16 protein-coding genes are annotated in these 14839 nt (G+C 64.0%); all 16 read right to left on the bottom strand.

The window, feature by feature from the left end; genetic code table 11:
• Positions 1–150 precede the first annotated feature (150 nt).
• On the bottom strand, positions 151–399 hold the full coding sequence (locus FK527_RS00305) for a phage tail assembly protein (RefSeq protein ID WP_144728554.1): 249 nt from the start codon (positions 397–399) through the stop codon (positions 151–153).
• A gap of 24 nt (positions 400–423) precedes the next feature.
• The gene (locus FK527_RS00300; protein ID WP_144728552.1) at positions 424–936 is read right to left on the bottom strand and encodes a phage major tail tube protein; all 513 of its coding nucleotides are present in this window, start codon (positions 934–936) and stop codon (positions 424–426) included.
• Complete coding sequence (locus FK527_RS00295) at positions 936–2126, bottom strand: phage tail sheath protein (RefSeq protein ID WP_144728550.1); 1191 nt, start codon at positions 2124–2126, stop codon at positions 936–938. The genes FK527_RS00300 and FK527_RS00295 overlap by 1 nt, the downstream gene beginning before the upstream one ends.
• A 70-nt stretch (positions 2127–2196) precedes the next feature.
• Complete coding sequence (locus tag FK527_RS00290) at positions 2197–2517, bottom strand: hypothetical protein (RefSeq protein WP_246072608.1); 321 nt, start codon at positions 2515–2517, stop codon at positions 2197–2199.
• Positions 2514–3125, bottom strand: coding sequence for a DUF4376 domain-containing protein (locus FK527_RS00285; protein WP_144728548.1), 612 nt, complete (start codon positions 3123–3125; stop codon positions 2514–2516). The genes FK527_RS00290 and FK527_RS00285 overlap by 4 nt, the downstream gene beginning before the upstream one ends.
• Positions 3126–3136: 11 nt before the next feature.
• A complete protein-coding gene (locus FK527_RS00280) occupies positions 3137–5170 on the bottom strand; it encodes a beta propeller repeat protein (protein WP_144728546.1) in 2034 nt (677 codons plus the stop codon).
• 11 nt (positions 5171–5181) lie between these two features.
• Positions 5182–5469, bottom strand: coding sequence for a hypothetical protein (locus FK527_RS00275; protein ID WP_144728544.1), 288 nt, complete (start codon positions 5467–5469; stop codon positions 5182–5184).
• A 12-nt stretch (positions 5470–5481) separates the two neighbouring features.
• Entirely contained in the window at positions 5482–8643 is a 3162-nt protein-coding gene (locus tag FK527_RS00270) for a DUF4815 domain-containing protein (RefSeq protein WP_144728542.1), read from the bottom strand.
• 15 nt (positions 8644–8658) lie between these two features.
• Positions 8659–9351, bottom strand: a complete 693-nt coding sequence (locus tag FK527_RS00265) for a hypothetical protein (RefSeq protein ID WP_144728540.1) — start codon at positions 9349–9351, stop codon at positions 8659–8661.
• A gap of 33 nt (positions 9352–9384) precedes the next feature.
• Positions 9385–10959 (bottom strand): phage tail protein, encoded by a 1575-nt coding sequence (locus FK527_RS00260; RefSeq protein WP_144728539.1) that lies wholly within the window; start codon positions 10957–10959, stop codon positions 9385–9387.
• 42 nt (positions 10960–11001) lie between these two features.
• Entirely contained in the window at positions 11002–11844 is an 843-nt protein-coding gene (locus FK527_RS00255) for a baseplate assembly protein (RefSeq protein WP_144728537.1), read from the bottom strand.
• Complete coding sequence (locus FK527_RS00250; protein ID WP_144728535.1) at positions 11845–12180, bottom strand: GPW/gp25 family protein; 336 nt, start codon at positions 12178–12180, stop codon at positions 11845–11847.
• A gap of 55 nt (positions 12181–12235) precedes the next feature.
• A complete protein-coding gene (locus tag FK527_RS00245; RefSeq protein ID WP_144728533.1) occupies positions 12236–12898 on the bottom strand; it encodes a phage baseplate assembly protein V in 663 nt (220 codons plus the stop codon).
• Positions 12895–13449, bottom strand: coding sequence for a hypothetical protein (locus FK527_RS00240; protein WP_144728531.1), 555 nt, complete (start codon positions 13447–13449; stop codon positions 12895–12897). Before FK527_RS00240 ends, FK527_RS00245 begins: the two co-directional genes overlap by 4 nt.
• Entirely contained in the window at positions 13421–13774 is a 354-nt protein-coding gene (locus tag FK527_RS00235; protein WP_144728529.1) for a head-tail joining protein, read from the bottom strand. The genes FK527_RS00240 and FK527_RS00235 overlap by 29 nt, the downstream gene beginning before the upstream one ends.
• Before the next feature lie 16 nt (positions 13775–13790).
• Positions 13791–14819 (bottom strand): major capsid protein, encoded by a 1029-nt coding sequence (locus FK527_RS00230; RefSeq protein ID WP_144728527.1) that lies wholly within the window; start codon positions 14817–14819, stop codon positions 13791–13793.
• Positions 14820–14839 lie beyond the last annotated feature (20 nt).

The raw sequence follows: 14839 nt of genomic DNA, 5'->3' as shown, positions 1-14839 counted from the left end.
GCAAACCTCAGGAAGACGGCGTGGCAGACAAGCGCCGCGCCAATGACAAGGCCTCGACCAACTCACTCACCTCCAGGGCGAGCAACTCGGATCGAGGCCAGTGGGTGTAGAGGGCGAGCTCCACCACGAGGGCGGACAGCTCACCCGGATTCACTGCAAAAAACCGCCCAGCACCTTCTGCAGTTGGGCGTAGTCCTTCATATCCAGCTGGTGAATCGCCGCCGGCGGCAACTCAGCCAGGTTGGCGATCAGCCGGATCTCGCGCTCGGCGTCCGTCCCGGCCGACTTCTGCGCCGCCAGGTGGTCGCCCACCGTGGGACGGCGCAGCGCGATGTCGGCAATCGGCACGCCGTCGTGCTCGATGGGAAAATTCAGTTTGATGCGTTCAGCCATGCTCATGGGGGGCTCCTTATCCTTCATTCATCACAAACCAATCGCCGCACGAATGGCTTCCATCTGATCGGTACCGCCCACCTTTCTGACCAGGTTGATGGCGTCGATCTCGATCAGCTCCTCGTCATCGATGGTGAGCTTGTAGTAGCTGGCGGCCACCGAGACCTTGAGGGTGCTTTTGTCGCCGGGCTTCCAGGTGCCGGCATCGAGCTCCTTCCAGCCACCGCGCAGATTGACGATGACGGGTTTGGCTTCCGACCCCTGTGCCTGAATGGCGCCCCGGATGGTGATCTGGGTGGCGGCGTTGTCCAGCAGGCCGAAGAGCTTGAAGACTTCCGGATCGTGGTCGGCGATGGTCAGCTCGGCTTCGAGCTTTTCCATACCGAGATCGATCTCGACTGGCAGATCCATCCCCCCCGCACGGTGCTCCTCGGTCTTCAAGGTGAGCTTGGGCAGTTGAATCTCGTCGATGCGCCCGGCGTAACCCCGGCCGTCGACGAAGAGGTTCATGTTCTTCAGAACACGCGGCAGTTCGATGGCCATTACAGAATCTCCTCGAGATAGTCATCGACCAGGTGCGAGCGGAAGATGATGTGCTCGGCCGGGTACGGCGGGGTGAAGTCGAAGTTGAAATAAATCTTGCCGTCGGCAATGGACTGCGGTGAGTTCAGATCCGGATCGGCCCAGCACTTGCCGCCGAGGATCGCGCCCTGCGCCTTCAACTGCCGCAGATAGGCGTTCACCCCCTCCGTGACTTCTCCCACGTAGGTCTTGGTGATGTTGCGATCCACCGCCCAGAGGTGGGCTCGGAGCAGCGACTCGTTGATCATGTCGGCGGTGCGCCGCACACTGAGGAAGGCCCACTTCGGGTCTGAAGAACAGGTGCGGTTGCCCCACAGGCGGTAGCCATCCTCCTGAATGATGGTGGCCACCTCGTTCTCGTTGAGCAGGTTGGCCCGAGCATTCGGATCGCCCAGCGCAAAATCCACCGGGCGGTGGCTGCCAAGGATGCCGTTGATGACATTGTTCGAGGGCGACCACCAGAACCCCCGGTCGTTGTCGATCTTGGCAATCAGGCCTGCGACGCGTGCTGAAACGGGCTCGGTCACCACCGTCCCGTTCTTCATCACCTTGACGTGCGGATCGACCACGTAGATGCGCGGCGAACCCCAGTCCTCGCGGTAGTCGATGGCGGCGGCGTCCGTGGTGTTGGGGCCGTCGGCGATGATCACCGCGCGCAGGCGCTCGGCAATGCCGAGCAGTTCGGCCACAACGGGGTTTGCCAACTGACGGGTGTCATCATCAGGGTCTATGGGGCGCTGATGCGTGAAACCCGGGGCGATCAAAATGCGCGGCGTGACCTTGGCGACCGACTGTGCCGCCAGCAGCGCCTGCAGGCCGAGGTACTGACCGGTCTCATCAACGCCACCGAGCACGTGGGTCTGTGTCTCGGCTTCGGTCGCCCCTTCTGCTACCCGGATCACGACCACCAGGGCACCGGCCTGATCGAAGATGCCGTCGATGGCCATGGGCAAGGTGCCGGTGGCACCCAGCTTGGCTGCCTCCAGGCGAGAGCCGGCAATGAGCACTGGCGTGTTCAAGGGAAATCGCTGTTCATCCGCATCCGGTGCGGTGCCGACAAGCCCGATCACGGAGGATCGGACGGTGCGAATGGGACGCGGGCCGTTGTCGATTTCAACGACCTCGACCCCGTGAAGAAAGTGATCTGCCATGGGTGGGCTCCAGAAACAAAAAATCCGCCAGCGGCGGATCGGGTGAATGGGGGATTGCAGTGCGACAGGCTCAAGCGATGGGTTTGCCCTCGTCCGGCTCAATGGCCTTTTCGCAGTGGTTCGGATCGAGTCGGTCGAGCAACCGACACAGCACACAGGCCCAGCGCTTGCCTTCGCGCGCGGCCTTGCCAGCACGGCTACTGAGCGTCTCATCCTCGTGTCCGCCGAAGGCCGCGTTGGCCAGCTGATCGTGGGCGACCGCCAGGGTCCAGGCTCGTCGGCTCCCAGCCAGGGCGGCAATCAGCATCCACAGGGAAGCGATCACAGCGGCGATCTGGCACAACAGCCAGATGGTCAGCAGCGCGAGGCGTTGTCGGATTGAAGTGGTCACGGCGCCCCCTCCGGCCAGCCTTGGCTGAGGTCGTAGTCGGCGATATCCTCGCCCGCCGTTTGCATCGCCTTGATCGCGTCCTTGTGCGCCCAGGCAGCGGCGTAATGCGCCGACACCCACTGCATCACCGCGAGACCAAACTGCACGGCCTCGACGCCGGTGAGCGTGTGGGTCACATCCTCGGCATCCCGAAATGACACAGTGTCGGTGCTGCCCGCCGCCACCAATGCCGTGCCCGCCGTGGCCACAGCATTGATGTTCACTCTGTCGCGCTCGTGGCGCAGTTGCACGGTACCGGTCGTGCCATCGGCAAAGGTGTGCGGCTTGCCTCGAGCGATCCGGGCATCGCGCTCGGCATCGATGGCAGCGAGCCGCTCGCGCAGCTGGTCGGCCTGCTGGAGCGTTTCGCGGGCAGACTGCGCGGCCTTCTCCTCGCTACTTGGCACCAGCGTCCAGCCGCTGCCATGCTCTCCATCCCACTTGGCGGCCTTGCCGCGTGGAATCTTGGGCGGTGCGGTAAAGGTCCAACCCGCCGGTGCCGGCTGACCCGGCGCGATCTCGGCGGTCTCGCCCAAAAAACCCTGGTCGATCTGGTAAATCGTTCGCATCGTTTGTCTCCTTACTGGGCGCGCACGTAGTAGCGGTAGCCGCCCCGGCTGCTGCCGTCGGTGCTGAAGAGCCAGCCGGTCTGGTTGCCGTAGGCGCCGACCGCACCGAACTCGCCGGTACTGGTCGGCAGCCGAAACTCGGTGGCGAGGTTGTAGCTGTAGAGACTCGCGCCACTGGCCACATTGACGTAGTAACTGCTCGACTGCTGGGTGAAGTGCAGCCAGCGGCCGCCCGAGAGCGGCAGCAGCCAGTAGCCGTAGATCGAAGCACCATAGTTCGAGAAGTAGTTGTTGGCGTAAAGGCGCCCACTTACCAGATCGAACAGCGCAAAGTCGAAGTAGTAGCTGTTGTTGCTCGACTCAGCGATCAGCCAGACGAAGCGGTCTCCGGTGTAATTGAAGCGCCGCAGCACGATGCTGGCGCTCCAGCGCGACGGTCGGCTGTTGCGCTTGAAGCTCACGAAGTCCCGGGTCTGCACCAAGGTCAGGGTGTTGAGCCCGGAATAGAAGCCGAAGCAGCCCGTACTCGGATGCACCCACATCCGGGCGAGCGTGCCCGTGGCCCCGAGGATCTGGCTGGCGGTGGCCACCTGTTCCCAACTGTTGAAGTCCACCGTGCGGAACACGGCATTGGCACTGGCGGCGTAGTAAAAGCCCGCCACGAAGTGAATGCTGCCGGCGATCAGGGTGTGACCGCTGGGCTGATTGACCCAGCTCAGGGTGCCGTCCTCAGCGATCAGCAGCAGCTGATTGCCGTAGTGGAGGATGCCGATGCCGTTCTCCACATAGGAGGGCTGGCCGGTGTCCTGGCGATTGAAGCTGCCGTTCGAGCGCAGCAGCAGCGCGTGATCGCCCCAGTTGCTGGTGCCCTCCCACGCCTTGCTCCAGGTCGCGCCGGCATCCGTGGTGCGATAGAGCGCATTCCAACTGCTGCCGTTGTCCACCAGCAGATAGAGGCTGCTGCCGACCCGCAGGGCGCCTCGAGCTTGGGTGATGCGCGTATCGAGGGTGACGGTGAGATTGACCTCACGGGTGATCGCCGTCGCGCCGTCTTGCACATACTTGAACAGGATCTGGGCCGCCGCAGACTTCTTGTCGATGAAGCCCACCCCTTGGGGCAGGCCCACCACGATGCTGGCCCAGGTCACCTCGAACTGATCACCGCCACCGTTGACGAAACCTGTCCAGGCCCCAAAGGTCGCGGCCGTGGTGAACTGGCAGCGCACCACGGCCGGGCTGGGAGTAGAGTCGTAATTGACCCAGCCCACAGTACGGCCTGAATCCGAGATCGCCGGCCAGTAGGGACCGCCGTAGCCCAGCGCGCCGATCTGGGCATTGGCCCAGTTCTGGCCCCCGTTGTTGGAATACTGAATACCGTTCGAGCCGGAACGCACGATCACCGCCCGTTCGCCGTTGACGGCCGTTGCACGGTTGCTGCCATAGCCGGGCGATTCGCCGGAGAGCACCGTATTGCCAATCGACGGCGTTGGCAGATTGTTGGGCGCCTGCCCCAGCACCTCGGCAAGTTCCGGGTAGTCCGCGATCAGGACCGTGCCGCCCTCGGCGGGCAGGTAGCGGCTGGTGTCCATATTGGGATGGATCAGCGCGATGCTGCCAATGGGGATCTCGCCGGGAAAGCGCCAGGCGCCATCCCCGCGCAGGAAGCGCCGGTCTTCGCCCGCCTGCGGGGCCGGCACCATCCCGAGCGAGCCCATCGCAGACGGTGTTGCGCCACCGAAAGCCGCGTAGCGCTGCACCTCCTGACTGAGCTCGCTGAACTTGAGATCGCCTTGCTGGCTGACCCGATCCACTTGGGCATCACCGGTGGCGATGACCTCGGCGGATTTGAGATTGGCGGTGGCGACGAGCTCAGCCTTTTGCAGCTGGCCGGTGTCGATCACATCGAACACCGTAGCTTGGCCGCCGACCGCCTCGACGGCCTTGGCCAGCATCACGATGTCCTCGGGCGTGGCAGTGGGCGCCAGGGTGTCGATGCGGGTCTGAATTGCATCGATCTGGGCCTGAAGTTGCGTTGAAATGGGCATGGAGAGTCCTCTCAAAGATCGAGATTGAGGAGTTGGTTCAACTGCAGGCGCCGGATTCGGCGCAGCACGTCGGTGCTGACTTCATCGAGCGCATCGGCCACGGCCGTGGTGGTGGCCGTCAGTGCCGCATTGACCTCGCTTCGCGTCTGCGCCATAGCCGTCTGCACCTCGCTGCGTTGCTCACCGAAGCCGGCATCAACCGTCACCAAGGCCTCGCGCAAGCGCAGCACATCGTCCGAGAGCAAGTGATCGGGGTGTGGCAGCGGCAGATTCAGTACCGGAGTACGCTCAAGATCCATCGCTCACCTCCATCAGGTCACGATCACACGCAGGCGGCGCACAAAGGGCCGGTGCTGCGCAGTTCCTGCCAGCGCCAGCTTCACGCGGGTGGTCCGATCTGCACCCACGCCGACAAGACTGGTGGCCTTGTAGGTGCGCTCGACCCAGCCGTTGCCCACTTCCACGCCCTTGTCCAGCGCCAGATCCGTAAAACTGCCTGGCGTGCCCGATTCAGCCTGGACCGTAACGCTGGACGTGCCGGGGGTGAGCGCATCGAAGGTGACCGCCACGTTGAAGGTGGCGGCAGCGGGAACGGCGCGTGACAGGTAGTCCCCTGCGGCTTCGAGCGTGCCGAACACCAGCTGGGTGCCCGGGTAGAGGATCGGACTGGCCGTCTCCGAACCCGTGAGCTTGACCGACACCGCCAGGTTGCCGGAGAGCTTCTCGCTCAAGGCCAGCCCCTGGTCTTCCGACAAGGTGTAAGTGCGCCCTTGCGCATCGGTCGCCAGGAACTGCACGTCGGTACCTGCCGCAGGGCGTTCAACGCCGGCAAGTGCCATCACGTCCGACAGATTGGTCACCGTGTACTGACCCAGCGAGACCGTCTTGCTCGTTTGCGAAAACCGGCAGCCCAGCAGCCGAAACGTCAGGTCCTGCGTCTGGTGCGGCGTCCAGGTGATACCGTTGGAGGACGAGAGCAGCACCCCGATCTGGTAGGGCTGCGCCGTGACCCAGCCGGTGCGCGGGTCGTACTTGCCGAGCTCAGCCACCGACACAGCGTGGTTGGCATCGTCGGTGAGCACCACGATGGCGTACTCGCGGTTGGCGTCGAGTGCCACCGGATCTAGGGTTATCCGGGTCGGGTTGCCATCGGTCTTGATGTCCGAGGCATTGAGCCGGCCTTCGGTCAGCACCGTGGTGGTCGGGAGGCCAACTTGGGTTTCACGGATCTGCACGATGACGGGTGCCGATCCCCCCTTGGTGGTGAACCACAGCTCCAAGCCACCGATGACGCGGCGCTCGGGCAGCGTGAAGGTCTGCGCCAGCGGGTCCCAGCGGCGTACCACGGTGGTCAGGATTCGGCGACGGGTCTCCGTCACGATCTGACCTCGCCCGACGTAGGTGGCGGAGCCATAACTGCCACCCGCCCCGAGGAACTCCACCAGCTTGGCGCCAGCCGGGATGGCCTGCGGGATCTGGAAGCTGCCCGTGAGCAGACCGGCGGCATTGGCTGCCGTACCGGCTGGCTGGCTGATCCCGATGCCATCGAAACGCAGTTGTGCCAACGCTTCGCTGGGACCGAACCCTTCCACCCGATAGGCGACGTTGAGGCTGCGCAGGAATTGCGCTTCCTCACTCGAGGAGGCCAGCACCTGCTCCGAACGACGCGTCTCCACCACCTGTTCAAGCACACCGCTGCCGGTGATCAGACGCTCCGTCACGTCCGAGGCCCAGGTGGTGTTGGTCACCGTGAACTGGTCGACGCCCGGGTTCAAGGTGACCCGGGCCGGCACCGGTTCAAAGGCCTGGTAGGGGTTGATCTTCATCGCACCCGTGCGAGCCAACTGCTCGATCACCGGGGTCAGGGTGTAGTCGAGCGTGATGAGGGCGTTGCCGTTGTCCTTGGCGTGCTGCGCCGAAGCCGTGATCGGCAGCGTCAGGACACCCGCCACCACCGCGCCGGTCTGCGCAACACCCTGATCGCGCAGATCGTCATCCAGAAAATTGTCGACGAACAGTCCTTTTTTGGCGGCTGGCTCACGGATATTGGCATCCATGCGCAGTCGTTCGAGGGCCATCAGATCGTAGAGATCGGCAATCTGGCGCTGCATCGCGGTCAGTTCCGAGACCTTGATGGTGCGAATCGCCACGTTACGCACAACCGGCTCCGAACCACTGCGCCAGTCGTAGGCGATCTCGGCCAGGGCCAGGCGCGAGGCGGGCACCGTGGGCGCGACGGGGTTCCTCACCTGGCTGATGCCCTTGATGCGTTCGACCTGACCATCGGCAGTCAAGGCCAGGACATCGACGCGTGGCAGCTTCCACTGGTAGTCGGTGTACATCGTGGAACCCTGCACCACGCCCGTGACCTTGAAGCCGGTGTCGGTCAGGTGGGTTGGGGTGATGCTGGCGATGTACTGGTAGGTGACCTGGTAGCTCGATCCGGGTGCCGGCTCGGCACCCCCCGGGCTCCAGTCGATCTCATCGCCCACCACCTTGTAGTCGGTGCCTTGCGCATAGGTGGTCGTGCCTTGTTTGATGGTGAGCACGGCCACCACCGTGGGCTCGGTCAGCACATCTCGGCTGCCAGTGAAGGCGCCATGGACCACCGTCTCGGTCTTCTGCTGGGTGACCTTGATGTCAATCACCTGGGCGAGCGGCGGACGGTTGATCGTGACGATCATCGAACCATCGCCCGAGTCATTGAAGACCTGTGGCTCGGAGGACACGCGCTGCAGATCCGGATCGATGGGTAACCGCAGGCGTTGCGATTGGCTGCGCTCGACTTTGAAACCGTCGATGTTGGCGCGGCCCTCGGCGACCGAGAAGATGTGCTCTTGGGCATCGGTATCGATACTGAGGAATCGGACGCCCAGCCCTTCGGTCACGTAGTGGCCGTTGGCGTCATAGTCGTAGCGCGCCAGACTCGCAATCACGCCATCGAGCACGGGCGGCTGGCGGCGGTTCTCCAGGATGCCGTTGTCCAGGGCGTAGACAGCGTGGAAGTCACCGGGCTGACCGTCACTGGTGCCTGCACCTTCCCAGCCCCAGGCGAGGGTCTCCTGCAATCGCCCGGCTCCGGGCTCCTGGTAGTTGCGCACGCCGACGGCCGGCTCGCGCAGGTTGGGGTCTTCGAGTTCGGTGACGGTGCGGGTGGTGAAGCGCACGCCGACGGCCACACGCCCATCCGTGGGAATGGTGAATGTGGCGGCAGGCACTTCGCGCACGGCGCCACGCAAATAGACGCGACCAGCTTCCAGGGTCACCAGGCCCGTTTCCGCATCGATCTGCAGATTGGCGCCGCTGACGATGTCGCCGTCCTTCAATAAGGCATCGGCCACGCCCTGCAGGCGCTGGATCAGGGTGGTCTGGATCTCGTTGAGTTCTCGGGACTGCAGGCCATCGCCGGCACGAAACAGCAGCTGGGTGTAGTGCTTGGCCGGGTCAAAAAGGTTGTAGTAACGCTCGATCATGGAAGGCCTCGCGGATTAGAAAGTGACGACGAACTCGAAGGTCTCGCGCGTCGAGGGCTGGCGCACGATGGGCACCGAGTTCTGCAGCACGAGGAGGATTCCGGGGTCCGTGATCTGGGCCGGAATGAAGAACTTCTGTCCGATGGGCAATTCGGGATCGGTCTGGGTGCCGACGAAGAGACCCTGCTCGCGCACCACGCTGGTGGCGGCGTCCTCGAAGTCAAAGCGCACCCGGATGAACAAGTGATTGGTGGGCTCGGTCACCAGCCGGTAGCGACCGGTCGGCACCACGATCTCGCCCTCTGGGTCAGCGGCGACGAAATGCACCTCATCGACCACCCGGCGGCCGACCTCGCGCAACAGCGCCTTCTGGCCAATCGGCTCGGGCGGGTGCTCGATCTTGAAGTGGACGGTGACGTCGCCGCCCTCGGCAATCGCGCTGCCGGGCAGGCGCCGGATCACACCATCGCGGGCATGGGCGCTGTAGTCCACATCCAGCAGGTACTCAGTCTGGTCATCGAGCGAGGTGACGCGGATATCGGCCAGGTGTGTAAAGCCCAGCTCGATCACACCCGCCTCGTCAAAAGGTGTGCTGATCGCCTTAGTGGTGTCCCACAGCGGGTCGCCTTCGCCCAAGGCGAGGTGCAGGGTTTGTTGTTTGATCGCGGCGGCAAGGGCCGCGCGACCGCTGGCAGTCAGGATGGCCATCGGGTGCTCCAGAAATGAATGGGTTCAGAAGAATCAGGACTGCGTGCTGTGGCGGCTTCCGATCAGCTCGCGGGTGTCGATCCAGGTTGAAATCGGCCAGCGCACGCCAGTCCAGGTCTGGCCTTGCCAGGCGGCGCGTGTACTGAGTACGGGCACGCGTGCGGGAGAAACTTGTGAAGCGGTGCTGCCATCTGCGCTGCGGGTCAGCAGGCGCAACAGGCTCGGGCGGGCATCGTCAAAGACATAAGGCGTAGCTTGCGTGAAGCCAGAGATGCAAATTTGCATCTCTGTGAGCGCGCGCCATTCGATCTCAGCGGCCTCGCCCAAGATGAGGTCACCCAGTCGGGCAACAGGCCGGATGCGATAGAGGGCCCGACGTGGGGTACGGCTGTTCACATCGCCCAGCGTCACCTCGCAGAGCACCACTTGCGCCCGTTGGTACAGACGTGGATGCAAACTCGCAGGGTCGGGAAGCGGATCGTGGATCAGGCCATAGGTGCGCGTGAGGGCCAGCACATCCCAAGCACCGCGTGGATCACCCAGATGCAGCACACCCAGCAAGGCATCGGCGCGCGCGCTCACCCGCGCGGCGGTGGTCGGGATACGCCCAGGGATGACGGTGGCAACCGGGACCGCCAGCGCCGTCGGATGCTGGGCATAAAAGCGCTCCAACAGCTCGACGGGTGTCAGCCGATGTGGCGTGGCAGACAAGCGGTCACCGCTGCCCAGTGCTATCGGTGCGCCCGTCTCCTGCCAGACAAACCTCGGCAGGTTGGCGTTGATGTCGCCCAGGGGCGTGCTGTCGGACAGCACCACCATCGCTCGGCAAAACCTGCGCTCAGGCACCACCCCAACCGGATCAGGCACGCCCAGCGCATTGGCCAGCGTGAACAGATGCGAGTGTAGGATCTCCTCATTGGGCGTGTGCCCAGCATCGCCCAGGGCCGAGAAGTCGAGCAAATACCGGTCGATCAACCTCGCCACGGCAAAGCGCACGGCCTCACGGTTCGGCGCGATCTGTTGTCCGGATGCCAGCGCGTGCTGTGCGAAACCTCGCCCAAACGACAGCTTGGTCTGCCCATCCTTCCAAAACACGCCACTGTGATCCGACAGAAGCACCTCGCCCAGCCGACTCTCATCCAACACGACGCGACGCAGGTCATGGCCGTGATAGAGGCGTGACAGGCGAGACCGGACCGGTGCCGACAGGCGAGCAATGGCGATCAGGTTGGAAATCGCCCTGTCGCTGTCGAGCACTTGTCCCGGATCGAGTTGAAACTCGGCGAAGTGAACACCGGGCGGTTCCTGCTCGACCGTGGCACGCATCCCGATCCAGGACAAGGCGGTCGCCAGTGCGGCCGGTGTGCCACGCAGTCGCTGCCAGAGGATGCCCTCGGCAATCGCCTGCCTCGGCTCGGGCAGGTAAGGGAGCAACTCGCCGAGGCCATACTCCCAGATCAGCCAGGGCAGCAGCGGGTCCGACGGATCGGTCTTGAACTGGCGGATGGCATCTGCCGACAGTGCCAGCCTGGACAGCGGATCGGTCGCCAGGGATAGTGCCTGCTCCAGCGGCGTGGCATTGGCGGGCAGCAGATGGTCAGCAGTCATGTGCCCTCCAACGCAGGGGGAGAAATGGGAAGGCGCGAAGCGCTATCGATCCCGCCCCGCAAATTCCAGATTCAGATGGATCAGCCGCACCGCCTGGTTGGCGTTGGCGCGAATGTCGGTGCTCGGCGCGAGCAATTCGACCTTGTGCACGCCGGGACGCTGCAGCTCGCCGATCACCCAGGAGGGCGTTAGATCCCAGCCCAGACCCGACTGCGCAGCCAACGCTTCCTTGAATCGTGCCTCGATGGCGTCGAAGGCGGCCATCGGTGTGTCGGGATAGAGCCAGATCCGGGCGACCACCGTGACGGGAATGAGTTCGGCAGGCACCACCTCGACGGTGTCGGTGAGCACCCGGATGTCGTCGCGCAGCACCACGGCGCGCACGGCATCGAGCACCGCATCCGGAACGGTGTCTGCTTCACCCTTGGCGAGCACGCTGATGCGCACACGCCCGGGTTCCGGGCTATCGACCTCGACATCGGCCACCTCGGGGGATGCCGAGAGCGCCCAGTAGCGGTAGTGCGCGGCCCCGCCGGCGTTGGCAAAGCCGATGATCCGTTGACGGGTGCGCACGCGTAGACCCTCGTCGGACTCATCCATCAAGCGCGTCACACCGTAGAAAGCCGCCAGGTGGTCGAGGTCGCTGCTGGTGGCGAAGGCCAAGAGGGAGGCTTTGGCAGCGGCGTTGATACGGTTTCTGAGGAGCACTTCCCGGTAAGCTGCGACCTCCATGAGCTTGACGGCCGGGTCCGAGGCCAAGAGGGCCGAGTAGTCCGGGTAGCGGGATTGAAACTCGGTCTGCAGTTCCGTGAAGATCGTCTCGAAGGACAGAGGCTCGATCACTGCCGGGGTTGGCAAACTCTCCAGATCGCTGAGCGTGGTCATTCACACCTCCACTGCGGTGAGCACGGTGGCCTTGCCATCGGGCAGATAGATGCCTTCCAGATCGAGCACGACTTGCCCGACTTCTGCCCTGGCGATGCGAACGCGGGTGAGCTTGAATCTCGGTTCCCAGCGCGCCAGCGCCTCGGCAGTTGCTGAATACAGATCCATGGCGAGCCTCGAGGTCATGGGGTTGTCGACCAAGGCGGGCAGGCGAGAGCCATAGTCACGGCGCATCACACGGGTGCCGATGCGGGTGGTCAGGATGTCGCGGATGCTTTGACGCAGATGGTCGATGCCCGAGAGGGCTTGGCCGGTGTGGGCGTTGATTCCATTCATCGCAAAGCCCCATCTCATCCAGATAAATGCGCAAATTTGCGCAATTGCGTCACTCTCAATGCGAGTGGTGATTCGAATTGCCGCCTGCATCCAGGATGGAGCCAGAGGCCGAGACGTTGCCGTTGACCTGAATATCCCCTTCGATACTCGCGCCCGCACCGCCTCCACCTTTGCCGACCAATCCCTTGAGATAGGTGAATAGCTTTTTAACCAGCACGGTGCCGGTGAAGGTGCTCTCAGGGGCATCGACCAGAAACTTGGGCGTGGCGAGCGTCGTGCCGTCATCGCGCAGTTCCAAGATAGTGGAACCGATCTCCATGACGATCTTGCCGCCCGCTGGCACGGCCAAGCGCCAGTGGTGCAGTGCCCGGTCGTACTCCATCAGCGCTCCGTCCAAGAACCGCGTGCGCGAGATATCTGCTGAATCGGCCGGAGCAGGATGGTCAGCCCGGTAGATCGAGCCGACCACCACCGCCTGGTTGAGATCGCCACCAGGGGCAACGAGCAGCACCTGCTCCCCTGGCTCCGGCGGATGCCAGGTCCGATCCTGACCAGCACGCACCGTCGCAAAGGGCATCCAACCCGTGGTGATGGGACCGGCCTGCACCCGCACGCGGGCACGGGCGGTGTCGAGCGCCACCACCTGGCCCATCAGGGCCACATTGCTGATGCGCCGCTCGGCCTCGGTCATGTCCTGGTGCAGGTTGCGCTCGCTCATGAACTCGGCTCCCGGTAGTGGGTGCCGACCGGCTGATAGCTGTGCTCATGGCTCACGCCAATCTCCGGCACCCAACTCACCAGCACTTGCAGGGGCAGCACCCCGTCATCGATCACGGGCTTGGTCCAGTAGCTGACCTCGAACGACAGGCGAACGGCCAGCACCGGCGTATCGCCTTCTCCACCCTGGTCCACCTCGGTGCGGGTGAGGCGCGTACCTTCCACCAGCAGGCCCAGGGTCTCGTCGACATCGAGGATGGCTTCCACCGCTTGCGCCAGGACATCGGCCTCTTCGGCGGCGGCGTCGCCACTGGCGATGATCTCGACCGACAGCTCCAGCTTGCGATAACGCAGGCCCGGATCGGCATTGGGCTGATCCTCAATGCGTTCGTCCCGCGTGTAGATCAGGACGGCCGGCAACTTGCCGGCAAACAGCGGGGTGCTGCGATGGATGCTGATGCGCGCGGCGGTGATGCGCGGGTCAATGGCCGGCAACTGCGCGACGAGCCGTTCCTTGACCACCTCACGAATCAGGGTGCGTGGATGCTTCATGGCCGCCCCCTTTGTGCAGCATCAATTTGAGGAAGCCGTGCCCATCGGGTCGCACCTCGACGATCAGGTAGAGCGCACCTTGGACCGTCACCGCATCGCCCTCAGTGGGCGTGGCGGGCAGATCTGACTGCCGCACCTCCAGCACGGGCTGCACGCTGGACACCGACACGCCCGTGCTGGCATCCACCTCCTGGTGCATCGCGGTAAACACGCCCCGGCCCGCCAAGGCCTGGGGTTGTCCTTCGATGTGAAACACCACCGGCTCACCAAAGGTGGTGAGCACGATGGCGGACATAGCTTGGGTCAAGTCACCGAATACGGTCATCGCCTCCCCCTCCCGCTTACCAGCCATTGCTCGAATGCAGCCGCACCGTCAGGGCCGGTCGCTTCACAATCGGCAGCGGGTTGGACTGGGTGTAGATGTCGACGCCCGTGCCATTCGGACGAGCCAACTGATGGGCGTAGAGCTCCTGGCCATAGGTGCCGACGGCTTCCATCAGGTTCGCCGGGGCGAAGTAGGTGCGGAAGGTATCCAGCGTGCCCAGCGGGAACGCCACACCTTCGCGCGGCGGAATCAGGCGCACGGATGTACCGTTGGCCAGCGTCACCGTACCGAAATACTCCTCGAACAGGATGGAGCCGAAACGAAAGCCCCGGCGCACATCGTCGCGCAACGGATTGGTACCGGCCGTGCCCTGGTAGAAGGTGTAGGCCTCCTTGACGGTCTTGTGCTTGACCAGGGCATCGAAGAACTCGGGGCTGACCAGGGCGTGAATGGTGGTCATCATCTCGCCCTTCAAGTTCTCCTCGATGTGGCGGGCGACCTGGGTGCAGTGGATGACCATGTCTTCGGTGCCACCGAACACAAAATCCACCTCGGGTTTCTGGATGTCGAACTCGTCGTGCCAGTCGTAGAGGGTGTTGCCGCCCCCGTCCTTGGTAATGCCCAGCAGCGCATTGACGCGCATGTACTCGAGCGTCTGCGCGTGTTTCGCACGCATCCGGGCGAGCTTGCGGGTCATTACGGTCACCAGCGGGTCTTCACCGGCCGCCAGACCCAGGCCACGGATGCCCTGGATTTCCTCGGGCAGCACCACGTCGTTGTGCGGGATGTGCGGCACGGCAAAGGAGCGTACCGAGCGCTTGTCGGTGGTGCCCACCGTCGCAGGCGCCCCGGGCGCAACAGCCGGCAACAGACGCAGCTCACCCTCGATGGACTCGATGGTGACGTTGCGCTGCGAGATGGGCTCAGGAGCGAACAGCCCCAGCTGGCCGACCCGGCCATAGGGGTTGGGCAGCATCTGGATGGCGGCCGACATCTCGGCCAGCGTGAAGCCGCCGGCGTCGAACGGATTGACGATCACGGTCATATCAAGACTCCTGGGAAGTG

Origin of the sequence: Extensimonas perlucida (assembly GCF_007655255.1) — a bacterium.
In the GTDB taxonomy this organism is placed as follows: Bacteria; Pseudomonadota; Gammaproteobacteria; order Burkholderiales; family Burkholderiaceae_C; genus Extensimonas; species Extensimonas perlucida.
This window is presented reverse-complemented; position numbering and strand designations above follow the sequence as displayed.